This is a genomic window from Rhodococcus sp. MSC1_016 (genome assembly GCF_023667485.2).
Lineage (GTDB): Bacteria > Actinomycetota > Actinomycetes > Mycobacteriales > Mycobacteriaceae > Rhodococcus_F > Rhodococcus_F oxybenzonivorans.
This window is the reverse complement of the sequence record NZ_JAMOZI020000001.1, coordinates 4,039,074-4,061,684: the sequence shown is the minus strand read 5'-3', so window position 1 is coordinate 4,061,684 and position 22,611 is coordinate 4,039,074. Positions and strand designations below refer to the sequence as shown.

The 22,611-nt window shown below is 67.2% G+C and carries 19 protein-coding genes; 17 read left to right on the top strand and 2 right to left on the bottom strand.

Annotated elements, in window-relative coordinates; genetic code table 11:
- Positions 1–103: 103 nt before the first annotated feature.
- Positions 104–1,600 carry a phospholipase D-like domain-containing protein gene (locus tag L1080_RS18765; protein WP_250774850.1) on the bottom strand — a complete coding sequence of 499 codons (1,497 nt, stop codon included), beginning with the start codon at positions 1,598–1,600 and terminating at the stop codon, positions 104–106.
- Positions 1,601–1,691: 91 nt separating this feature from the next.
- Between L1080_RS18765 and L1080_RS18760 the strand changes: the two genes are divergently transcribed.
- Positions 1,692–2,834: a lipase family protein gene (locus tag L1080_RS18760; protein ID WP_250774852.1), complete on the top strand. Its 1,143-nt coding sequence runs from the start codon at positions 1,692–1,694 to the stop codon at positions 2,832–2,834.
- Here L1080_RS18760 and L1080_RS18755 read toward each other — a convergent pair.
- A complete protein-coding gene (locus tag L1080_RS18755) occupies positions 2,806–3,897 on the bottom strand; it encodes an NAD(P)-binding domain-containing protein (protein WP_250774854.1) in 1,092 nt (363 codons plus the stop codon). The two genes, L1080_RS18760 and L1080_RS18755, sit on opposite strands and share 29 nt — an antisense overlap.
- 143 nt (positions 3,898–4,040) lie before the next feature.
- Between L1080_RS18755 and L1080_RS18750 the strand changes: the two genes are divergently transcribed.
- From L1080_RS18750 to L1080_RS18675, 16 genes are all read left to right on the top strand, one after another.
- Positions 4,041–4,772, top strand: coding sequence for an enoyl-CoA hydratase (locus tag L1080_RS18750; RefSeq protein WP_204164881.1), 732 nt, complete (start codon positions 4,041–4,043; stop codon positions 4,770–4,772).
- 44 nt (positions 4,773–4,816) lie between these two features.
- Positions 4,817–5,932: an MBL fold metallo-hydrolase gene (locus L1080_RS18745; RefSeq protein WP_250774856.1), complete on the top strand. Its 1,116-nt coding sequence runs from the start codon at positions 4,817–4,819 to the stop codon at positions 5,930–5,932.
- Positions 5,933–5,969: 37 nt separating this feature from the next.
- On the top strand, positions 5,970–7,301 hold the full coding sequence (locus L1080_RS18740; RefSeq protein ID WP_250774858.1) for an MFS transporter: 1,332 nt from the start codon (positions 5,970–5,972) through the stop codon (positions 7,299–7,301).
- A 36-nt stretch (positions 7,302–7,337) separates the two neighbouring features.
- Positions 7,338–9,788, top strand: coding sequence for an HAD-IC family P-type ATPase (locus L1080_RS18735; protein ID WP_250774861.1), 2,451 nt, complete (start codon positions 7,338–7,340; stop codon positions 9,786–9,788).
- 127 nt (positions 9,789–9,915) lie between these two features.
- Entirely contained in the window at positions 9,916–10,107 is a 192-nt protein-coding gene (locus L1080_RS18730) for an antitoxin (RefSeq protein ID WP_159919945.1), read from the top strand.
- A gap of 106 nt (positions 10,108–10,213) precedes the next feature.
- Positions 10,214–11,842 (top strand): Na+/H+ antiporter, encoded by a 1,629-nt coding sequence (locus tag L1080_RS18725; protein ID WP_250774863.1) that lies wholly within the window; start codon positions 10,214–10,216, stop codon positions 11,840–11,842.
- Entirely contained in the window at positions 11,839–13,077 is a 1,239-nt protein-coding gene (locus L1080_RS18720; RefSeq protein ID WP_250774865.1) for a lipase family protein, read from the top strand. Before L1080_RS18725 ends, L1080_RS18720 begins: the two co-directional genes overlap by 4 nt.
- A complete protein-coding gene (locus L1080_RS18715; protein ID WP_250774867.1) occupies positions 13,074–13,439 on the top strand; it encodes an MmcQ/YjbR family DNA-binding protein in 366 nt (121 codons plus the stop codon). The genes L1080_RS18720 and L1080_RS18715 overlap by 4 nt, the downstream gene beginning before the upstream one ends.
- Positions 13,436–14,599: a sensor histidine kinase gene (locus L1080_RS18710; protein ID WP_250774869.1), complete on the top strand. Its 1,164-nt coding sequence runs from the start codon at positions 13,436–13,438 to the stop codon at positions 14,597–14,599. The genes L1080_RS18715 and L1080_RS18710 overlap by 4 nt, the downstream gene beginning before the upstream one ends.
- Positions 14,600–14,632: 33 nt before the next feature.
- Positions 14,633–15,445, top strand: coding sequence for a LytR/AlgR family response regulator transcription factor (locus L1080_RS18705; RefSeq protein ID WP_109327512.1), 813 nt, complete (start codon positions 14,633–14,635; stop codon positions 15,443–15,445).
- Positions 15,430–15,801, top strand: a complete 372-nt coding sequence (locus L1080_RS18700; protein ID WP_250774872.1) for a hypothetical protein — start codon at positions 15,430–15,432, stop codon at positions 15,799–15,801. Before L1080_RS18705 ends, L1080_RS18700 begins: the two co-directional genes overlap by 16 nt.
- A 7-nt stretch (positions 15,802–15,808) precedes the next feature.
- Positions 15,809–17,566: a sodium/solute symporter gene (locus L1080_RS18695; protein WP_250774874.1), complete on the top strand. Its 1,758-nt coding sequence runs from the start codon at positions 15,809–15,811 to the stop codon at positions 17,564–17,566.
- A 188-nt stretch (positions 17,567–17,754) separates the two neighbouring features.
- The gene (locus tag L1080_RS18690; protein WP_159919957.1) at positions 17,755–18,117 is read left to right on the top strand and encodes a DUF485 domain-containing protein; all 363 of its coding nucleotides are present in this window, start codon (positions 17,755–17,757) and stop codon (positions 18,115–18,117) included.
- On the top strand, positions 18,114–19,748 hold the full coding sequence (locus L1080_RS18685; RefSeq protein WP_159919959.1) for a solute symporter family protein: 1,635 nt from the start codon (positions 18,114–18,116) through the stop codon (positions 19,746–19,748). Before L1080_RS18690 ends, L1080_RS18685 begins: the two co-directional genes overlap by 4 nt.
- Positions 19,749–19,814: 66 nt before the next feature.
- Positions 19,815–20,246 (top strand): type II toxin-antitoxin system Rv0910 family toxin, encoded by a 432-nt coding sequence (locus L1080_RS18680; RefSeq protein ID WP_159919961.1) that lies wholly within the window; start codon positions 19,815–19,817, stop codon positions 20,244–20,246.
- Positions 20,247–20,333: 87 nt separating this feature from the next.
- Positions 20,334–22,607: an ATP-dependent DNA ligase gene (locus tag L1080_RS18675; protein ID WP_250774886.1), complete on the top strand. Its 2,274-nt coding sequence runs from the start codon at positions 20,334–20,336 to the stop codon at positions 22,605–22,607.
- The last annotated feature ends 4 nt before the right edge of the window (positions 22,608–22,611 follow it).

Below are 22,611 nucleotides of genomic sequence, written 5' to 3'. Positions count from 1 at the left end.
GCTGAGCCCTGTCCGTTCATCATACTTTCCGGGAGCTCGAATTCCGGTACTCAGCAACCACATCAGGCGACGCGTCACTCGGTTGCGGGGCGCAGCCTGTAGCTCACGCGTGTAGCGATCCGGCCGCTTTCCTGCGTCGGACCAGTCTGCGCCGGAACCGGGTCCAGTTGGTCCTCTCCCAGATGCTCGGCGGTGTCCGTTCCGGGTCCATCAATTCACTCTCGGCCAGCGGGCTGTCCTCGCCCTCGACGGTGTCCGGTTCGAACGGCATCAGCGTCCGGCCGTCGCCGCGCAGCGCCTCGACGGTGGCCAACAACGAACCCTTCTCGGTGAGGAGGTCGTCGAAGGTGTCCGACGCGACGTCGAGGTGCTCGCACAACAGCTGACGCCGTATTCCGACGATGGTGTCGCGGAGTCGGTCGCCGTCCGCGGTGTCTGCCGTCACCTCGACCACCAGGTCGCACTCCGAGTCGAAACCCATCGACCGGTTGTTGAGATTCGACGAGCCGACCCGCAGAAGACGGTCGTCCATCACCAGAATTTTGGCGTGTACGTAAATAGGGTTTCCGCCTGCGGTGACCGGGTAGTACACGCCGAGCTTGCTGCCGGCGTCGGCGTCCCACAACAGGTGCAGCAGTCGTCGGCGGGCCCCGTCCATGGCCAGCCGCTCGAGCCACCCGTCGGCGTTGCGGGGCAGCACCAGGATGATCTCCGGGCCGTCCGGTTCACGCAGTCGCGTGGCGATCGCCTCCGCGATGGTGCGGGACGCCAGGTACTGACTCTCGATGTACAGCGATCGTGCCGCGCCCGCGATCGCCGCCAGATAGAGAGCCTCGATCTCGCGAACCTCCCCCCGATCGGCGAGTTCGGGCAGAGTACGGGCGATGCCGACGTCGACGGAATGCATCGTCGGCTCCAGCCCGTCCGGCCAGGGTGTCGTGGGCGCGGTGTCGTCGAGCGCCGGAAGTTCCTTGCCGGTGGCGGTCTTCCATCGGGCGCGGGCCTGTTCGCTGACAGCTTTGGCGGCGTCACCGTCCACCGCGGTGGTCGCGTCGTGCCACGGCCCGTAGCGGTTGCCGTTCGGCTGGGTGCGGTAGTGGTTGTCGTCCCGGTGATCGGAGGTGTCCCAGCGGTCGACGGTCATGTCGATACCGCCGCAGAACGCGAGCGTGTCGTCGATCACGACAATCTTCTGGTGATGAGCGGACCCGACCGGGTGAGCTCCGTCGATCTCGAAATGCAACCGGCGATCCGTCACCCAGTTCACCATGAACACCGGGGTCATACCGCGCCCGATCGCCGCGAAGGCCCCGATGTTCCACTTCAGCAGATAAATCTCCAGATCGGGACGCTTCCGGGTCAGCCAGACGAGGAATCGTCCCAGCCGATTCGGGCCCTCGAGCGTCTTCTCGTCCGGCTCGAACTTGATCCGGGTGTCGAAGTCCCAGCCGATCAGGATGATGCGGTGCCGGGCCTGGAGCATTGCAGATTTGGCGTGGCGGAAGTAGTCGGCGGCGTCGACGATGCACGCCAGCCGATCGGCGTGCGTGACCTGCCAGCACGTCTCGCCCGGTGCGAGTATCGGGCTCTCGTAACTCATGTTTCCGCTCTCCCCGTCCGGTGGGACCGCCCTACCCCCGAAGGCGGACGATTCACACTACTGCCATCCCTGCGCGGACTACCGTGGAGAGGTGCGGCGTTGGTGGCGCATCGTGGCGTTACTCGCACTGGTCAGCGTGCTAGGGGCACCCACTGTCGGTGCGGTGCCGGTGCGCCCCGATGACCGTCCCGGAACGGTCATCGCATCCTCCGAACTCCCGGCGGAGCTCCGACTCCCGGGTGCAGGCGCCGCGTACCGGATGACCTACCGCACCACCGACCGGCACGGCGTCACGCCCTGTACCGGAATGCTGTTCGTGCCGGCAGGCCCACCGCCCGACGGGGGCTGGCCGGTGATCGCCTGGGCGCACGGCACGGTGGGGAACTCCGATTACGACGCTCCGTCGGTGACCGGCGTCGACACGGAGTCGCGAGACTATGTCAGCAGCTGGCTGCAGAGGGGCTACGCCGTCGCGGCGACGGACTACGTGGGGCTGGGCACTCCGGGGGTACCGCCCTACCTCGACGGCAAGGTCGCCGGACGCAGTGTCGTCGATTCGGTCCGGGCTTCGAGGGAGGTCGACGACACCCTGTCCTCGTCCTGGGTCACGGTCGGACTGTCACAGGGTGGGCAGGCCTCCGTGTTCGCCGCACACGCTGCCACCACCTACGCGCCGGAGCTCGACTACCGCGGCGCCGTCGCGGGCGGTGTGCCCTCGAACGTCGAGCTGGTGGCGCCGTGGAGTGGTCCCTGGTTTCCGCCGCAGGGGCTCGCAGGCCTGACGGTGTACATGTCCTATCTGATCGCCGGGTTCCGCGACGCGTATCCGGAACTCGACCTCGACAGTTACCTCACCGAGGTGGGCAGGCGATTGGTCGATGCGGCGCCGGAGTTGCCGTTCCGCGACTTCGCGAGGCTGACACGCAACGTCTCGGTGGCGCAGATGCTGTCGCGCGGACTGGACGCGCCCGACCTGCAGTCGGCGCTGCGCGAGTATCTGGAAGTACCCGTCACCGGCTACGACCGCCCGCTACTGATCGTTCAAGGTGTCACGGACCCGTCGGTGCCGTTCCCCCTGACGGACAAACTGGCCGCCGACATGCGCCGAGCGGGAACCCCGCTCGACTACCGCATGTACTCGGGCGGCCACTTCGGCAGCATGTACCAGTCCGCGCCGGAGCAGGCCGTGTTCGTGGCGGCACTGTTCAGGCAGTCGACTCGAGGTACCGGGTGAGTTCGCGTGCGGCGGCTTGTCCCGCACGGTTGGCGCCGATGGTCGACGACGACGGGCCGTAACCGACCAGATGGATCCGCGGATCGGCAGCTACCTGGGTGGCCAGCCGCCCCGTCATCTCGATGCCGCCGCCCGGACCGCGGAGTCGCAGCGGCGCCAGATGGTCGAGCGAACTGCGAAAGCCCGTGCACCACAGGATCACATCGACGTTCTGCTCACGCCCGTCGGCCCATCGGACACCGGTCGCCGTGATCTCGCTGAACATGGGCAACCGGTCCAGCACCCCGCGCTCGCGGGCGGCGCGAATAGCGGGAGTGACAGGGAGGCCGGTCACCGACACCACCGAACCGGGCGGGAGACCACGCCGGACCCGATCCTCGACGAGGGCGACCGCGGCTCGGCCGATCTCGGGAGTGAAAGGCTCGTCCCGGAACTCGGGCGGACGCCGGGTAACCCACGTGGTGGTGGTGACCCGGGAGATCTCGTCGAGCAGTTGCACCGCCGAGATCCCGCCGCCGACCACCAGCACGTGGCGTCCCGCGAACTGATCCGCCGACGAATAATCCTTGGTGTGGAGCTGCTGTCCGGCGAACAACTCCGCGCCCGGATATCGGGGGATGAACGGGCGCTCCCAGGTGCCGGTGGCATTGATCAGCCCGCGAGCGGTGAAGGTGCCCGCGTCGGTCTCGATCCGCAGCCGCTGCTCGCGGGCACACACCACGCGCGTGTGCACGGGCCGGTGCACGGGAAGTTCGAACTGCTTCTCGTACGTCGCGAAATACTGAGGGACGGCGGTCGACGCCTGCACCTGGGCCGCCGCCACGTCATCGACGTCGACGCCGACCGCATCGGCGAAGGACAGGCCGGGAAGGTCGTGCACCCCGTTGACGGTGCTCAGGGTCAGTGACGGCCAGCGGAACTGCCAGGCGCCCCCGGGCCCCGCCGCATGGTCGAGAACCACGAACTCCGTCTCCGGCTCCACCCCCAACCTGCGCAGGAAGTAGGCGGCGGACAACCCCGCCTGACCGGCCCCGATCACCACCACGTTGACATTCCGACTCATGTTCGTCCTTACCTCCCCTTAGACAACTATCCGACCGGCTCCCGTGTTCCGGGCGTTCCGGCGTGTGGTTGGCTGGCAGCGGTCCAGTCGGGTGGGCACGTCAGCAACGCAATGGACAGCAAACACGGAGAAAGCGAGTGGACATGATCGGGACGAGTCGTGACGGCGACGTCATCACCCTCGAATTACAACGCCCCGACCGCCGGAACGCCCTGAACACCGAACTCTGCGAGCGCCTGCGCGAGGAGATGGAGACGTCCGTCACCGACGGCGGACGAGTGATCGTGCTCACCGGACAGGGCACCGCGTTCTGCGCGGGAGCCGATCTGTCGGGCGACGTGTACGCCGACGGGTTCACCGACACCCTGCTCGAGATGCTGCACACCATCGACTCGGTTCCCGTCCCGGTGATCGCCGCGATCAACGGTCCTGCCATCGGCGCAGGAAGCCAACTGGCCCTCGCCGCGGACCTACGGGTGGTGGCCCCCGAGGCGCGTTTCGCCATCCCCGCTGCCAAACTCGGTATCTCCGTCGACAGGTGGACCGTGCACCGGCTGGCGTCGCTGATCGGCGGCGGACCGGCCCGCACCATCCTTCTCGGGGCCGAGGAGGTCGGTGCCGACGAGGCCCTCGCCCACGGTCTCGCCAACAAGCGCGGTGACCTCGCGGTCGCACAGCGCTGGGCGCACTCCATCGCCCGGCTCGCCCCGCTGTCGTTGCAGCACCTCAAGATGGTTCTCAACGACGACGGAACCCAGAGCCCGCCGCCGCCCGAGCAGCTCGCCGCACTCCATGCCGCGTGGAAGAGTTACGACGCCCACGAAGCGCGGGTGGCACGCGCGGAGAAGCGGCCCCCGGTGTTCCGGGGCCGATAGCCGGCCGGGCCACGTACGGCGCACTCGTGGTTACAGTTGTCGGGATGAACGCGAAACGCGCTGTGACCACAGTCCTGGCAACTGCCACACTCGGGTGGCTGACGAGGGCTGCGTGGGGTCTGCCCGCGCAGATCGGTGCGTCCCGCGCGCAGGTGCGTCCCTACGCCGCGGCGTCGCCGAGATACCGCAACCAGCAGTTTCACAATTCCGACCCCGGCAGCACGATGTTGCCGGGATCGGAAACCGGAATCCTGAAGGCGCTCGTCACCCGGGGTACCGCCGGACGACCGCGCAGGCCGATTCCGCTTGCCACGCCCCTCGCACCGGTCGAGGCAGCCGACGTCGCGGTCACCTGGTACGGCCATTCGAGCGTGCTCGTCGAGGTCGACGGATACCGGGTCCTGGCCGATCCGGTGTGGAGTCGCCGGGTGTCTCCGTCGACCTTCCTCGGTCCGTCCCGCATGCATCCCACGCCCGTGCCACTCTCGGACCTGCCTGCCGTCGACGCCATCGTCATCTCCCACGATCACTACGACCACCTCGACATGGCGACGGTGCGGCAACTCGTCTCGAGCCAGAAGGCGCCGTTCGTCGTCCCGGTCGGGCTCGGCGCGCACCTGCGGCGGTGGCGGGTGCCGGAGGAGCGGATCGTGGAACTCGACTGGGACGAGTCGACCACCGTGGGTGCGCTCACGCTGACCTGCACGGAGGCGCGGCACTTCTCCGGTCGCGGGCTCGTCCGCAACACCACGCAGTGGGCGTCGTGGGTTCTCGCCGGCCCCGAACGCACCGTGTTCTTCGGTGGTGACAGCGGATACACCCCGAGGTTCGCAGATCTCGGCCGCCGCTACGGGCCGTTCGATCTCACCCTGCTGCCGGTCGGTGCCTACGACCCCCGGTGGGCCGATATTCACATGAACCCCGAAGAGGCGGTGCAGACACACACCGACCTCCAACAGGGCGACGCCGCCCGCGGACTCCTGGTTCCCGTGCACTGGGCAACCTTCAATCTCGCCTTCCATGCGTGGTCCGAACCGATCGTGCGGCTCGTCGAGGCCGCGGAAGACAGCGGCACGACGGTGGCCGTGCCGATGCCGGGCCAGCGCGTCGACGTGACGAAGCCGACGGCGCAGACGCCGTGGTGGACGGCCCTCGGCTGATCTGTGGAACGCGGTGCCGGGTGCTAACTTCCGGTCCATGAACACACGAACCCAGCGGCTGGACGAGCTTCCCTTCACCCGGAAGCACGGAAAGCTGCTGCTCGGCTCCGGCGTGGGGTGGGCGCTCGACGCGATGGACGTGGGGCTCATCTCGTTCGTGATGGCGGCGCTGGCCGTGCAGTGGAAACTGAGTTCGACGGAGCTGTCGTGGATCGGGTCGATCGGCTTCGTCGGCATGGCGGTGGGTGCTGTCCTCGGCGGGCTACTCGCCGACCGGATCGGACGACGTCAGGTATTCGCGGTCACGCTGCTGATCTACGGCATCGCGACCGGTGCTACCGCGCTCGTCGGTTCGGTCGCTCTTCTGCTCGTTCTGCGATTCGTCGTCGGCCTCGGCCTGGGCGCGGAACTTCCGGTGGCGTCGACGCTGGTCAGCGAGTATGCGCCGCGCAAGGTACGGGGGCGCGTCGTGGTGGCGCTCGAGGCGTTCTGGGCGCTCGGCTGGATTCTGGCCGCGCTGATCGGATACTTCGTCATCCCTCTCGGTGACGACGGATGGCGATGGGCCCTGGCCGTGGGACTCGTCCCCACCCTGTACGCGGTGGCGGTGCGGATCGGACTGCCCGAGTCGGTGCGGTTCCTCGAACGACAGGGCCGATACGAGGAAGCGGAAGCCGCGGTCCGCTCATTCGAGGAATCGGCGGGCGTGACGGCCGCGGTCGATGGTGGTAACGCCGACAACGCCGCCGGCCCCGACAGCGCTACCCCGCAGCCCCCGGCAGAGTCGATCTGGTCGCCGCGGCTGCGGTCCCGGACGGCCGCGCTGTGGACGGTGTGGTTCTGTATCAACCTCTCCTATTACGGCGCCTTCATCTGGCTGCCGAGCCTGCTCGTCAACCAGGGATTCGACCTTGTGAAGTCGTTTCAGTACACGCTGTTCATCACGCTCGCCCAACTGCCCGGTTATGCGGTCGCCGCCTGGCTGATCGAGGTGTGGGGCCGCCGCAGCACGCTCGCCACGTTCCTCCTCGGCTCCGCGGTGGCGGCAGGGCTGTTCGGACTCGCGGATACGCCCACCCCCATCGTGGCCGCCGGAATGATGTTGTCGTTCTTCAACCTCGGCGCGTGGGGTGCGCTGTATGCGATCGGTCCGGAGCTGTATCCGACGTCGGTGCGGGCGGCAGGGACGGGTGCGGCGGCCGCCTTCGGCCGGATAGCGTCGATCCTTGCGCCGTTGATGGTTCCCTGGCTGCTGATCGGCGGGGGAAACGCACTGGTGTTCGCCGTGTTCGCGGCAGCATTCCTCGTGGCCGCCGGTGCGGCGTTCACGCTGCCGGAGCGGGCCGGGATGGTTCTCGAGGCGGGATGACCGCCTGTCGCCGCCCCGTTGCGTAGCCTGTGGACCATGGCGTACGACGAGACCGGTACGGACGGCGTTGCCGTCCTCGCTGCGCACGGCTTGACCGCCGACCAGGTCGCCGAGCGGGTGGCCGCAGGCAAGACCAACGACGTGCCGGACCGCGCCAGCCGGTCGATCCGCGACATCGTGCGCGCCAACGTCTTCACCCGGATCAACGCGATCCTCGGCATACTGTTCGCCATCGTTCTGGCGACGGGTTCGATCATCGACGGGATGTTCGGGCTGCTCATCATCGCGAACAGTGGCATCGGCATCATCCAGGAGATCCGCGCCAAGCGGACTCTGGACGAACTTGCCATCGTCAGCCAGACCAAACCGGTGGTGCGCCGCAACGGATCGGCCGTCGCGATGGCGCCTCGGGAGGTGGTGCTCGACGACCTCATCGAGCTGGGATCGGGCGACCAGATCGTCGTCGACGGTGTCGTGGTGGAGGCGAGCGCGCTCGACATCGACGAATCGCTGCTCACCGGCGAGGCCGACCCGGTGCACAAGGCGGTGGGTGATCCGGTTCTGTCGGGGAGTTTCGTTGCCGCCGGCAGCGGCTGCTACCGGGCGACGAAGGTCGGCAGTGACGCCTATGCCGCGAAACTGGCGGAGGAGGCCAGTAAGTTCACACTCGTACATTCGGAGTTACGCAGCGGCATCGACACTATTCTGAAGTTCATCACGTACCTGATGATTCCGGCGGGGCTGCTCATCATCTACAACCAGCTGTTCTCGAGCGGTCAGGCGTTGCGACCGGCGTTGAACGGCATGGTGGCCGCACTGGTGCCGATGGTGCCCGAGGGGCTGGTGCTGATGACGTCGATCGCGTTCGCCGTCGGCGTGGTCCGGCTCGGCCGGCGTCAGTGTCTGGTGCAGGAGTTGCCCGCCATCGAAGGGCTCGCCCGGGTCGACGTGGTGTGCGCCGACAAGACGGGCACGCTTACCGAGAACGGGATGCGCCTGTCCGAATTGCGTTGCGCTGTAGCCGAAGATGTCGGTCCGGCCGGCGCCGCACTCGCTGCCCTGGCCGCCGACGATCCACGCCCCAACGCCAGTGTCCTGGCGATCAAGGAGGCGTTCCCGGACGATCCCGGCTGGGGCGACGCCACGGCGGAGGCGCCGTTCTCCTCGGCGAAGAAATGGAGCGGACAGTCGTACGGTTCCCACGGGAACTGGGTGCTCGGCGCACCGGACGTTCTCCTGGACCCGGGCAGCGTCATGGCACGGGAGGCGGAGCGTGCGGGTGCGTCGGGACTGCGGGTGCTGCTCCTCGGCAGCGGAGACGTTCCGGTCGATCATCCGGCGGCGCCGGGAGTTGTCACGCCTCGCGCGCTCGTGATCCTCGAGCAGCGGGTGCGACCCGATGCGCGCGGCACCCTCGAGTATTTCGCGGGTCAGAACGTCACGGTCAAGGTGATTTCCGGGGACAACGCCGTGTCGGTCGGTGCCGTGGCCGGATCCCTCGGCCTTCCGGGTGGGAACCGACCCGTGGACGCCCGCACCCTGCCGTCGGAACCCGAGGCCCTCGCCGATGCTCTCGAAGAATCCACCACGTTCGGCCGGGTGCGGCCGGATCAGAAGCGGGAAATGGTGGCAGCGTTGCAATCTCGCGGCCACACGGTGGCGATGACGGGTGACGGTGTCAACGATGTTCTCGCGCTCAAGGACGCCGACATCGGCGTGTCGATGGGATCGGGAAGCCCCGCGACGCGGGCGGTGGCACAGATCGTGTTGCTGGACAACAAGTTCGCCACCTTGCCGTACGTGGTCGGTGAGGGTCGCCGGGTGATCGGCAACATCGAACGCGTCTCCAACCTCTTCCTCACCAAGACCGTCTACTCGGTGTTGCTGGCGTTCCTGATCGGCCTGACGGGTGCGCTGTCGCAGATCTTCGATTTCGAACCGGTCCCATACCCCTTCCTGCCGAGGCATGTGACCATCGCGGCCTGGTTCACCATCGGTATCCCCGCATTCATCCTCTCGCTGGCTCCCAACAACGAACGTGCCCGCTCCGGCTTCGTCCCACGGGTGATGCGGCTGGCGGTGCCGTCCGGCGTCATCATCGGTGTCACCACATTCATTTCGTACCTCCTGGTCTACGCCGGGCCCGAGCAGACCCAGGCACAGAAAGTGCAGGCGGGTACGTCGGCACTGATCACACTCATCATGATCGCGCTGTGGGTGCTCGCCGTCGTCGCACGCCCGTACGTGTGGTGGAAACTGGTCCTGATCTTCGGGTCCGTCGCGGCCTACCTCGTCCTGTTCGCTCTCCCGTTCACGCGGACGTTCTTCGAGCTCGACCCGACCAACGTGGCTGCCACCACGTCGGCGCTCACCTGCGGTCTCGTCGGGGTGGTTCTGGTGGAGCTGGCGTGGTGGGTGACGGGCCGCCTCCACGGAGAGCACCGACGCCCCTTCGCGCCACCGGCGGATCTGCCGGGCCGCCGCTGAGGGCGGTGGCTCGCGTCCTGATAACGGGAGCGTTGGCGTCCCCGGCTCGATGCTGTGAGACTGGGTGCGCTGCGAGTGTTCGATCTCGCGCAGACGCTATGTGCGCAAGCACAGAGGAGGAAGAACGATGAGTTTTGGCGACACACTGAAGGGTTTGCTGGGCAAGGGGAAGGCTGCGGCCTCGCAGAACGCGGACAAGGTTCACGGCGCCATCGACAAGGCTGCCGACATCGCGAACAGCAAGACCGGTCGCAAGTACAGCGACAAGATCGACAAGGCTGCCGACGCGGCGAAGAAGGCAGTTCCTCCGAAGGAGTGACCACCCTTCCCTCCAGAGCTGTCCGGGCCCCGGTTCTCGAACCGGGGCCCGGACGCGTCCGCGGTGATGAGCCGCGATCTCGGGGCGGGCACGGCACAATCGAACTGTGAACGGCGTCCTCGTGCTTCTCGTCATCATCGCGGCCATCGCCGTGACGAGTCTCGCGAAGCGCCGCGATCTGCAGCCGCCCCTCGTTCTGGTCACGATCGGCGCGATCGCCTCCTTCATTCCCGGCCTTCCGCGCCTCGAACTCGACCCCGAGGCCATCCTCGGAGTCGTGCTGCCGCCACTGTTGTACTCGGCGGCCCTCAAATTTTCGGTGGCCACCTTCCGTCGCCACCTCGGGCCGATTCTGCGGCTCGGCATCTTCACCGTGCTGGCCACGGCATTCGCCGTCGCGTTCTTCGCCTCGTGGTTGTCGCCCGAGCTGACGTTGGGGGCTGCACTGGTACTCGGGGCGGTGGTCGCGCCGACGGACGCGGTCAGCGCTGTCGCCGTCGGCCGCCGGCTGGGGCTGCCGAATCGGGTGATCGCCATTCTCACCGGTGACGGCCTGGTGAACGATGCCACAGCCCTGACACTGTTCGCCGTGGCCGTCTCGGCCGTGGTCGGGACGGACGTACCGGTTCACCCGGTGTTGTACTTCGTCTACGAGGTGATCGGTGGAGTGCTCGTCGGACTGGTCCTCGCCAAGATCGTCGAGTGGGTGCGGCGCCGCATGTACGACTCGCCACTGGAAACGGTCCTAGGGCTGATGCTTCCCTTCGCGGCGTACCTCGCCGCCGGGCAGCTGCACGCCTCCGGCGTCCTCGCGGTGGTCACGGCCGGCTTCCTGATGGGCCACAAGGCAACCGACGCCTCGGTGTCCACCCGTATACAGGAGCGGTCCCTCTGGGAGAGCGTGGATCTCGTGCTCGAGATGTTCGTGTTCGCCTACATGGGTTTGCAACTCAAGTTCGTCATCGTCGACGTCCGCGACAACGGATTGCCGGTGCACCACATCTTCTTCTACGGGTTCGCGGTCCTCGTCGTGGTGATGGCGGTGCGACCGGCGTGGATACTGCTGCACCGGTTTCGCCGCCACATCGGTCTGGTGGTGCGTACACCGGGCGACACGGTGGAACTCGGCTGGCGCGAAAGCCTTGTCGTGTCGTGGGCCGGCATGCGCGGAGTCGTCACGATCGCGGCAGCGGCGGGAATTCCGATGACGGTCGCGAGCGGAGCGCCTTTCCCGGGACGGGAAGTCATCCAGGCCATCGCCTTCGTCGTCGCGGTGGGAACCCTGCTCATCCAGGGCGCCACCATGCCGTTGCTGATTCGAATGCTCGATCTGGCAGATCCCCTCGAACGTCAACGGGAAGAGGAACAGGTGAAGCACGCGCGCACCATTTCGCGCGAGGCCGGCGAACGGTTTCTCGACGACTGCGCCGAGCATCCGCCCTCGGGAATCGACTCCGCAGAGATGACCGACATTCTGTCGCGGGTACGCCGGTCGATGCGGGCACGCCTGCAGGCCGAAGAAGCGGAAGAGCCCGGCGAGAAGGCGCGGGCCGGCGTGGTGTTCGACGACATCCGCCGGGCAGCGCTGCGTGCGCAGCGGCAGGCGTTGATCGATGCCCGTGACGCGGGCAGTCTCGACGACGAGGTGATGCGTACCGTATTGGAAAGCCTCGACGTGGAAGAGGCTGCAGCGGAAGAGCGGGTCCGACGGCGTCGAGAATGGGGTGCGCGATGACAGGTCTGTCGAGGCGGCGTGCGGGATGGCCCGTGATCTTCGCCCTCACCGGTGTCGTGGTGCTCGCAGGGTGCGGCGCAGACGGGGCGACCGTCCCGCCGCCCTCCGCTCCCGCAGCGACCTCCACCGCCCCGTTGCCGCCGGCCCCCACTGGGGACGACCGCGGCGCGCTCACCGCGCAGACCCCCGTGGCCGACATCGACCCGGCGATCACGAATCTGGGAGCAACGGCAACCCGCGTCGTCTATCGGTCGACGTCGGGGGTCGACGGGGCCGGTACCGAAGTGGTGGGCACCGTGTTCACACCGGCAGGGCCCGCGCCCGAGGGCGGTTGGCGGGTGGTCACGGTGGGGCACGGCACGACCGGGGTCACCGACGACTGCGCGCCGTCGGCGTCACCGACGCTGTCGGGCACCACCGGACTCGTCATGCAGCTCCTGCAGAGGGGGTATGTGGTGACCGTCAGCGATTACCAAGGTCTCGGCACCGACGGCCCGCACCCCTACCTCGAACCCGTCACCGCGGCATACAACCTCATCGACGCCGTCCGCGCGGCCCGGAACGTGGTGCCCGAGGCCTCGATTCGCTGGGCGGCCCTCGGGGTTTCCCAGGGCGGTCAGGCGTCGTGGGCGGCGGCCGAACACGCGGACGACTACGGGGGCGGGCTCGAATTCGTGGGTTCGGCCAACCTGTCGCCCGCGGCTGATCTGTCGGGCATCATGGCGGAGGGAACCGCAGCCCCGTTGTCGTTGCCGCAGAAGATGTTCCTGCCGTATCTACTCGAGGGACTCTCGGTGCTCCATCCGGACCTCGATCCGGCCGACTACATGCGCGGCGCGCTCGCCGACAATCAGGAGATCACGCTGTCGTGCGTCACGGCGAGACTCTCCGAGAAGTGGACTGTGGCAACCCAGCTCACTCCGGAGGACACCGGACCGCGCACGGAGGCCGCCGCCGAACGGATGAACGGTTGGCTCGAGGAGATCGCGCTGCCACGCGAGCGTGCCGAAGGCCCGATGCTCGTCGTGGTCGGTGAGCGAGACAATCTCATTCTGCCGCAGTGGACTTTGGAGGCCGTCTACAACGCGTGTGTGCAGGGCGACGTCATCGAGTTCGAATCCCGACCCGGGGAGGGTCACGCCGACGGACGGGCCGTGCCCGGTGCGGTGCAATGGATTGCCGACCGCTTCGCCGGTGAGCAGGCGCCGAACACCTGTGACGGCGGCGCACGGTGAGCGAATCGGTGATCGACCGACTGCGGGCGTTGTGCCTGGCGTTGCCCGAGGCGACCGAACGCGTCAGTCACGGAGAACCCGCGTGGTTCGTCCGCCGGTCACCCCAATTCGCGACTCTCGCAGACCATCACCACGACGACCGCTTGTCGTTCTGGGCCGCCGCTCCCGCAGGCGCGCAGCAGGACTGGGTTCGGCGCGACGAGGAGCGCTTCTTCGTGCCGCCGTACGTCGGCGGGCGCGGGTGGGTAGGTGTGTACCTCGACGTGCCGCAGGATTGGCGCGACCTTGCCGACATCGTGGAGGAGGCTTACCGCACCGTGGCCCCGAAAACGCTGGTCGCTCGACTGGACGCCGGAGAATGAGCCGTCGCGGGCTGCTGCAGTGGTTGCGGGCGAGGCAGGAGCTGACCACACCCACCGAACGAGCGGTCCACACCACCTTGCACACGGCGTCGCTGGCGGCCGGATCGTTGCGGCGGGGACTCGACGAGACCTCGGCGCAGGAGGCGGCGCCGCATCTGCGCCTGCTTACGGGCGCCCAGGCGCTCGCAATCTTCGATGCCGCCGGACACCTCCTCGCCTGGAACGGCCCCCACGAGGCGTTGGCGGAACAACTCCACGATGCGGCGAGCCGGGCCGTCGACGGTGAGCGCCGGGTGCTCGTCGCCTACGGCGGACTGGTTCGCAGTGCCGGTGACCACGGGGTGCGGGCGCTGATCGCCCAGCCCCTGCTCATCGAGGCCACCGGCGTGGTGGGAGTGCTCGGGGTGGTCACCACGGAGGACCCGGGGCCCGGCATGCTGGGCGCCGTCACGGAGGTGGCCCGGTATGCGTGCAGTCAGATCGAACTGGCCGACCTGGATGCGTCTCGCGCGCGACTCGACCGCGCCGAGGTGCGGGCGCTCCGCGCACAGATCAGCCCGCACTTCATCTACAACGCGTTGAACACGGTGGCGTCGTTCGTGCGCACCGATCCCGACCGGGCCAGGGAACTGATCCTCGAGTTCGCCGATTTCACCCGGTATTCGTTCCGGTCGGCGGGGGAGTACACCCTGCTGGCGGACGAACTCCGCAACATCGACCGATACCTCACCCTCGAACGCGCCCGATTCGGTGACACGCTGGCCGTCACCCTGCAAGTGGCCCCGGAGGTGCTCAATGTGGTGCTGCCGTTCCTTGCGCTGCAACCGCTGGTGGAGAACGCGGTGCGGCACGGAATCTCCGGCAAACCCGAGGGGGGCACCGTCTCCATCGTCGCCGCCGACGAGGGTACGGACTGCGTGATCAGCGTGGAGGACGACGGAATCGGGATGGACCCGGAACTGCTGCGGTCGGGGTCGCTCGACGCGGTCGCCGAGTCGTCCGGCATGAAGGAGGCGGCGCATGTCGGGCTCGCGAACGTCGACGACCGGTTGCGCGCCGCCTTCGGCAACGACTACGGGCTGGTCGTGGAGACCGCGCCCGGGGCGGGCACCAAGGTGAGCATGCGCGTTCCCAAGTTCCGGCAGGGGATCCGCCCGTGACCCGGTGGGGTCCGTGCGAAAATCGGTTCCGTTGTGAATGACACTGACGACATGGCCCCCCGAGCGTCCGGAAGCGACGCGCCGCTCACCGTGCTGGCCGTCGACGACGAGAAACCCGCCCTCGACGAGTTGGCGTTCCTGCTGCGCGCGCAGGATGCCGTCGGGGAAATCCGCACCGCAGGAGAGGCCACGACGGCGCTGCGCATCCTCCGGGACGGGAACATCGACGCCGTGTTCCTCGACATCAACATGCCGGGACTCGACGGCCTCGAGCTGGCCGGCATCCTGTCGAACTTCGCGTCGCCTCCACCGGTCGTGTTCGTCACCGCACACGACGACCGGGCTGTGGACGCGTTCGACCTCGGTGCCGTCGACTATCTGCTCAAACCGTTGCGCGAGGAACGTCTCGCCGAGTCCGTGCGGCGGATCGTCGAAGGCCGGCGGCGCCGACAGGAACCCGCCGCACCCGGGGCGGTGTCCGACGAGGTGATCCCCGTCGAGCTCGGCGGCGTCACCACTCTGGTACACCGCTCGTCGGTGGAGTGGGTCGAAGCCGACGGTGACTACGCACGACTGCACACCGCCGACCGTTCACATCTCGTGCGCATCCCGATCTCCGCGCTGGAGGCACGCTGGGCCGATGCCGGTTTCCTCCGCGTGCACCGTTCCTACCTGGTGTCCCTGCCGCTGGTCACGGGAATTCGCACCGTCGGCAACGGCCTCGTCGTCTGTCTACGCCCGCACGGTGATCTGCCGCCCGTCGAATTGCCGGTCAGTCGAAGGCACACGCGAATTCTCAAGGATCGCCTGGTCCGGGCACCGAAACAGTCATGGACCGCGCGATGAGCTCGCCCGAACGGGTTCGAGTGGTGCTGGCGCAGCGGCGTGGGGCCCGCATCGTGCGTACCCGTGTCGAGGTCCAGGAACAGACCGAGGTCGGGGACGCCATGATCCGCGGACTCGTCCGGGCCCAGCTGTGGCTCGCTGTCCGGCTCGCCGTCCTCGCGGCAGGAGTGCTGTGCGCGGTACCGGTTGTCCTGCTGTCGTTCCCCGCGGTGTCGGAGGCGACCGTGCTGGGGATTCGCCTGCCGTGGGTGGTGCTCGGCGCCCTGGTGTATCCGGTGCTCCTGACGACCGGGTGGGTCTACATTCGGCAGGCCGAGCGCAACGAGCAGGAATTCACCGAACTCGTGGACGACTGAGCACGCCGTGACCACCGACCAGCCGATTCCCTGGCTCACGTTGGCCGGTCTGGCTGCGGCGGCCGTCGCCACCGTGGCCATCGGAATCTACGGCGTGCGGTTGGCCCGCACCACCTCCGACTTCCTGGTCGCCTCGCGTAGCGTCGGCCCGCGCTGGAATGCCGCCGCGATCTCCGGTGAATACCTCTCGGCCGCATCCTTTCTCGGAGTCGCCGGGCTCATCGCCAAGTACGGTGCCGACGCCCTGTGGTACCCGATCGGGTTCACGGCCGGATACCTGGGGCTGCTGCTGTTCGTCGCGGCGCCGCTGAGGAGGTCGGGGGCCTACACGGTGCCCGACTTCGCCGAGTTCCGGCTCGGCTCGGCTCGGGTTCGTACCCTCGCCATGATCGTCGTCGCCGTCGTCTGCGCGCTGTACCTCGTCCCGCAGTTCCAGGGGGCCGGTCTCACGCTGAATATCCTCCTCGGCGTCCCGAGCTGGGTCGGAGCGGCGGTGGTCGGGGTCATCGTCATCGCGAACGTGGTGGGCGGCGGCATGCGGTCCGTCACCTTCGTGCAGGCGTTCCAGTACTGGCTCAAACTGACCGCGGTCGCGATACCGGCGCTGGTGTTGTCCGTGTACTTCTTCGCCGACTCCCACGAGTTGGGTGCACCCGCACCGCCCACCGTCGACGAGCAGACCACCGTCGACATCACCACCGACGTCGTCGTGCAGGTGTCGGCTCCCGTGACGGTCGGGGGGTCGGGAACGATCGACGGAGTGAAGAACGCGGAAGACGTCATACTGGCACCCGGTGAACACCATCTCGGCGAGGGGACGTCGATGACCCTCGAAGCGGGGTCGCCCGTACCCGTCGTCGCGGGCGCACCGGCCGACAACTCCGACTGGATCACGCCCGGATGGGGTTTCGGGGGCGGGAATCCGACATATCAGGTGTATTCGCTGATCATCGCCACATTCCTCGGCACGCTAGGGCTTCCGCATGTCCTGGTCCGGTTCTACACCAATCCCGACGGACGGGCGGCGCGGTTGACGTCCCTCGCTGTCGTCGGACTGCTCGGGGTGTTCTACCTGTTCCCGACGCTGCTCGGCGTGTTCGCGCGGCTGTACGTGCCACAACTGCTGATCACCGGTACCTCCGACGCCGCGGTGCTCCTGCTGCCCGGCTCGGTGTTCTCCGGTTGGGGCGGTCAGCTGCTGGCCGCGCTCGTCGCCGCCGGTGCGATCGCCGCCTTCCTGTCCACGTCGTCCGGACTGCTCGTCAGCATCGCGGGGGTCCTCAGCACCGATGTGCTGCGCGGACGGGTCCGCGACTTCCGGATTGCCGCGACCCTCGCCGGGGTCGTGCCACTGGCGCTGTCGTTGGCGGTGACGTCGCTCGACCTGTCCCGAACTGTCGGCCTGGTCTTCGCGGTCGCAGCGTCGACGCTGTGTCCCTTACTCGTCCTCGGCATCTGGTGGCGCGGACTCACCGCGGCCGGGGCGGGCGCCGGGATGACGGCCGGGGGACTCGTCGCCGGTACTGCCGCAGCTGTCGTCGTGGTGGGCGGCGTCCCCGACGACATCGCCGACGGCTGGCCCGCCGCGATGGTCGCCTACCCTGCGGCGGTCAGTGTGCCGCTGGCCTTCGCCACGATGGTGCTGGTCAGCAAGATGACGAAGCGTCAGATCCCCGCCGACCTCAGCCGGATCTTCACCCGCATGCACGCCCCCGAGCGCCTCGGTGTCGGCTCCGACCGCGAGAGGGAGCTCCGCTCCCCGTGAGCCTTTTTGGTAGCTCCAGCGACCAGAAAGGCGCACGAGGGGTGAAGCCGCTCGTCGCGGTCGGGTAACCGTTCGGCGCACACTCCGACAGTTCGGCGTGTGACTGCCGCCACACTATGTTGTTGTGACTCACCTCTCAGTACCGTCGATTTTCAGTTCACTTCACGCGTGCGACCAAGGAGTCAGCAGTGACCACAGCCGATATCAGCGAGGGAGCGTCGCAAGAGCGGCGCACCCCTGATGCGCAAGCCTTCCTCGACATGCAGGCGAGTCCCGAATTTCAGGAGTTGCGGCGCCGCCTCCGTAGGTTCGTCTTCCCCATGACGGCGTTCTTCCTCGCCTGGTATGCGGCGTATGTGCTCCTGGCTACCTACGCCTCCGACTTCATGGCTACCAAGGTGCTCGGCAACATCAACCTCGGCATCATCCTCGGCCTCGGGCAGTTCGTGACCACCTTCGCGATCACCGCCCTGTACGTGCGGTTCGCCAACCGGGAACTCGATCCCCGATCCGCCGCCATCCGTGAAGAGCTGGAAGGACCCGTCAAGTGATCACCACCCTCGCGGCCGGTACCGACGTCGGCAACCCGCTCCTCAACATCGCGATCTTCGCGGCCTTCGTCGTGATCACGATGACCATCGTGATCCGTGCGAGCCGCACCACCAAGAAGGCCTCGGACTTCTACACCGGTGGCGGTCAGTTCTCCGGACCGCAGAACGGTTTCGCCATCGCCGGCGACTACCTGTCGGCGGCGTCGTTCCTCGGTATCGCCGGAGCCATCGCGGTGTACGGGTACGACGGATTCCTGTACTCGGTGGGCTTCCTCGTCGCCTGGCTGGTGGCTCTACTGCTGGTCGCCGAACTTCTCCGCAACACCGGCCGATTCACGATGGCAGATGTGCTGAGCTTCCGGCTGAAGCAGCGCCCGGTGCGCATGGCCGCGGCGCTCTCCACGCTCGTCGTGTCGCTGTTCTACCTGCTCGCGCAGATGGCGGGCGCCGGCGGACTCGTCGCGCTACTGCTCAACATCGACGGCAAGGTAGGCCAGGCCGTCGTTGTCGCCGTTGTCGGTGCGTTGATGATCGTCTACGTCCTCGTCGGTGGCATGAAGGGCACCACCTACGTGCAGATGGTCAAGGCGGTGCTGCTCGTCCTCGGTGCCGGTGTCATGTTCTTCCTCGTCCTGTTCGCGGTGCGCGGCAATTTCTCGCAGCTGCTCGCCGACGCGCAGGCCACGGCCGCCGGTTCCACGAACGAGGCAATCGCGGGCCGTGACATGCTCAGTCCCGGTGCCAAGTACGGCATCAGCTCGATGAGCAAGCTCGACTTCATCTCGCTCGGTATCGCGCTGGTTCTGGGTACCGCCGGTCTTCCGCACGTCTTGATGCGGTTCTACACGGTCCCCACCGCCAAGGAAGCTCGCCGCTCGGTCACCTGGGCAATCGGACTGATCGGCGCGTTCTACCTGTTCACTCTGGTCCTTGGTTACGGCGCCGCCAAGATGGTCGGACCGGACGCCATCCTCGCCGCGCCCGGCGGTGAGAACGCGGCCGCGCCGCTGCTCGCATTCGAACTGGGCGGCACCATTTTCCTCGCAGTCATCTCCGCGGTCGCGTTCGCGACCATCCTCGCAGTGGTCGCGGGCCTGGCGATCACGGCCTCGGCATCGTTCGCCCACGACATCTACGCCAGTGTCATCAAGCGCGGTAACGCCTCCGAGGAGTCGCAGGTACGGGTGTCGCGCATCACCGTCGTCGTGATCGGCGTCGTGTCGATCATCCTGGGCATACTCGCGATGGGGCAGAACATCGCGTTCCTGGTGGCGCTCGCATTCGCCGTCGCCGCTTCGGCCAACCTGCCGACGCTGCTGTACTCCCTGTTCTGGAAGAAGTTCAACACCACCGGTGCGCTGTTCAGCATCTACGGCGGCCTCATCAGCTGCCTCGTGTTGATCGTCTTCTCCCCGGCGGTGTCCGGCAAGAAGTCGTCGATGTTCCCGTCCGCCGACTTCGACTTCTTCCCGCTGGCCAACCCCGGCATCGTGTCCATTCCGCTCGCGTTCCTGCTGGGCGCTGTCGGCACCTACATCGGTCGCAGCAAGGCGGAGGATCCCGCCAAGCAGGCGGAGATGGAGGTCCGTTCACTCACCGGTGTCGGCGTGGAGAAGGCGGTCTCGCACTGATCCCCCTGTGAGTACTTATTAACCGCCCGCGGTTAATAAGTACTCACAGGCGGCTAGGCTGCAGCGATGGCGAAACTTACGGTCGAGACGGACGTCCCGCTGACTCCCCAGGACACCTGGGACAAGGCATCGAATCTGCAGGAGTTCGACAAGTGGTTCGTGGTGCACGACGGCTGGCGCAGCGAGCTTCCCGAAACGCTCACCGCTGGTACGGTTCTGAGCTCCGTCGTCACTGTCAAAGGGCTGCGGAACCGGGTGAAGTGGACCATCAAGGAGTACGACGCTCCGCGGCGACTTGTACTGAAGGGTGACGGCAAGGGCGGCGTGAAGCTCGGCCTCACGCTGGAAGTGAAGGCGAAGGGTGGCGGCTCCGAGGTGGTGTTCACCATCGAGCTGGGCGGCGCGCCGCTGTTCGGACCCATCGGCTCGGGTGTCGCGAAGGCATTGAAGGGCGACATCGAGAAGTCGCTGCAGACGTTCGTGGAGCTGTACGGCTGATCGACACACCTGCCGGACCCGGAATCGGAGCGAGGAAAATCCTTCCGCAGCGCACAATATGTATGTATTGGCGGCGGAAGGGTGTCGATGGCGAACACGGGAACCCGGCAGGTGACGGTCGACGGACATCGGCTGTCGCTGACCAACCTGGACAAGGTCCTCTACCCCGAGTCGGGCACCACCAAGCGTGAGGTGATCGAGTACTACACGCGCATCGCGCCCGCGATGATTCCCCACATCCTCGATCGGGCCGCCACCCGTAAACGTTGGCCGAACGGCGTGGAGAGCGACCCGTTCTTCGAGAAAAACCTGGCCGCTTCGGCCCCTGCCTGGCTGGAACAACGGGCCCTGGAACACTCCGACCGTTCCGTGCACTATCCGATTCTCAACTCTGTGGCGGCGCTCGCCTGGGCGGGTCAGCAGGCCGCGCTCGAAATCCACGTGCCGCAGTGGCGATTCGACGGGTCGCGGCGCGGACCGGCCACCCGGATCGTGTTCGACCTCGACCCGGGACCGGGCGTGGGTCTGCCGGAATGCGCCGAGGTTGCCCGCGCCGTCCGGGACCTCGTAGCCGAGCTCGGCTGGACCGCCTTCCCGGTGACGAGCGGCAGCAAGGGCATTCACCTGTATGTGCCCCTCGACCGGAAGTTGGAGGGGTCGGGGGCGTCGACCGTCGCGAAGCAGGTGGCGACGGGCCTGGAGAAGCTGATGCCCGATCTGGTCACCGCCACGATGGCCAAAGCGGTTCGCGCCGGGAAGGTGTTCGTCGACTGGAGTCAGAACAATCCGTCTAAGACGACCATCGCGCCGTACTCGTTGCGGGGACGACCGCAGCCGTTGGTCGCGGCGCCCCGCAGCTGGGACGAACTCGACGATCCGGAGTTACGGCAGTTGAGCTTCACGGAAGTGCTCGAGCGGTGGGAGACCGACGGTGACCTGCTGGCCGATCTCGACCCGCCGTGGGAGAACGAGGCGACGCTGGCTGACTATCGCCGCAAACGCGACCCGAGCCGAACCCCGGAACCGATGCCGGACAAGGTCATTCCCGGTGCGGGCAACAGTTTCGTCATTCAAGAACATCATGCCCGGCGCCTGCACTACGACCTCCGGCTGGAGCGCGACGGAGTGCTGGTGTCGTGGGCGGTGCCGAAGAATGTGCCCACCTCGACTGGTGAGAACCGGTTGGCCGTCCACACCGAGGACCACCCGCTCGAATACCTGACCTTCTCGGGCACCATCCCGAAGGGGGAGTACGGCGGCGGAACAATGACGATCTGGGACACCGGCACATACGACGTCGAGAAGTGGCGCGACGACGAAGTGATCGTGCAGTTGCACGGCGAGCAGGTGGAGGGTCGTTTCGCGCTGATCCGCACGAAAGGTGACCAGTGGTTGATGCATTTGATGAAGGACCAGTCGACGGGTGAGTCGACATCCGCCGAACTGCCACGGGATCTTTCACCGATGCTGGCCACGCCGGGCACCCTCGACGGGCTCGATCCAGCGGAATGGGCTTTCGAGGGTAAATGGGACGGCATCAGAGTGATCGCCGAGATCGTTGGGGGAGAAGTGCGTCTGCGCAGCCGGGCAGGTAACGACAAGACCCGCGACTACCCTGGATTGGGTTGGCTTGCAGACGCTCTCGCCGACCACGACGTCGTGCTCGACGGTGAGGTGGTCGCCTTCGATCGGCACGGAATCACCAGTTTCAGCCTGCTCCAACAAGGAAATGAACCCCACTTCCTGGCGTTCGACGTGCTGTACCTGGACGGTGTGTCGTTGCTGCGGAAGAAGTACACGGACCGCCGTCGGGTGCTCGAAGCCCTCGCCGCGAAAGTCGACGACCTCGTGGTGCCGCCGCAGCTGCACGGTACGGCGGAGGAGGCGCTGGAGGAGAGTGGCCGCCGCGGTTGGGAAGGTGTGGTGGCCAAACGTCGTGAGTCCGTGTACTTGCCGGGCAAGCGTGGGTCGAGCTGGATCAAGGTGAAGAACTGGCGGACCCAGGAAGCGGTGATAGGAGGTTGGCGGCGCGGGCAGGGCGGCCGTTCCCGGGGGATCGGTTCCATCCTTCTCGGAATCCCCCAGGACGGCGGACTGCGCTACGTGGGCCGGGTGGGTACCGGATTCACCCAGCGCGACCTGGACGAACTCGCATCCACCCTCGGTCCGCTCGAGACCGCAACCAGCCCCTTCGTCGACGTCCTCCCGACCGCGGACCGTAAAGGTGCGGTGTGGGTGAAACCCACCCTGGTGGGGGAGGTGCGATTCATGGAATGGACCGGCGCCGGACGACTACGGCACCCGAGCTGGCGTGGGTTGCGGGAAGACAAGCGTCCGGCGGATGTGGTGGACGAATCGTAGCGCT

Bases quoted from the DNA above. Each gene is read 5' to 3' on its own strand.
- L1080_RS18765 (WP_250774850.1), bottom strand. From the start codon at position 1,600: ATGAGTTACGAGAGCCCGATACTCGCACCGGGCGAGACGTGCTGGCAG.
- L1080_RS18755 (WP_250774854.1), bottom strand. From the start codon at position 3,897: ATGAGTCGGAATGTCAACGTGGTGGTGATCGGGGCCGGTCAGGCGGGG.
- L1080_RS18750 (WP_204164881.1), top strand. From the start codon at position 4,041: ATGATCGGGACGAGTCGTGACGGCGACGTCATCACCCTCGAATTACAA.
- L1080_RS18745 (WP_250774856.1), top strand. From the start codon at position 4,817: ATGAACGCGAAACGCGCTGTGACCACAGTCCTGGCAACTGCCACACTC.
- L1080_RS18740 (WP_250774858.1), top strand. From the start codon at position 5,970: ATGAACACACGAACCCAGCGGCTGGACGAGCTTCCCTTCACCCGGAAG.
- L1080_RS18735 (WP_250774861.1), top strand. From the start codon at position 7,338: ATGGCGTACGACGAGACCGGTACGGACGGCGTTGCCGTCCTCGCTGCG.
- L1080_RS18730 (WP_159919945.1), top strand. From the start codon at position 9,916: ATGAGTTTTGGCGACACACTGAAGGGTTTGCTGGGCAAGGGGAAGGCT.
- L1080_RS18720 (WP_250774865.1), top strand. From the start codon at position 11,839: ATGACAGGTCTGTCGAGGCGGCGTGCGGGATGGCCCGTGATCTTCGCC.
- L1080_RS18710 (WP_250774869.1), top strand. From the start codon at position 13,436: ATGAGCCGTCGCGGGCTGCTGCAGTGGTTGCGGGCGAGGCAGGAGCTG.
- L1080_RS18700 (WP_250774872.1), top strand. From the start codon at position 15,430: ATGGACCGCGCGATGAGCTCGCCCGAACGGGTTCGAGTGGTGCTGGCG.
- L1080_RS18680 (WP_159919961.1), top strand. From the start codon at position 19,815: ATGGCGAAACTTACGGTCGAGACGGACGTCCCGCTGACTCCCCAGGAC.
- L1080_RS18675 (WP_250774886.1), top strand. From the start codon at position 20,334: ATGGCGAACACGGGAACCCGGCAGGTGACGGTCGACGGACATCGGCTG.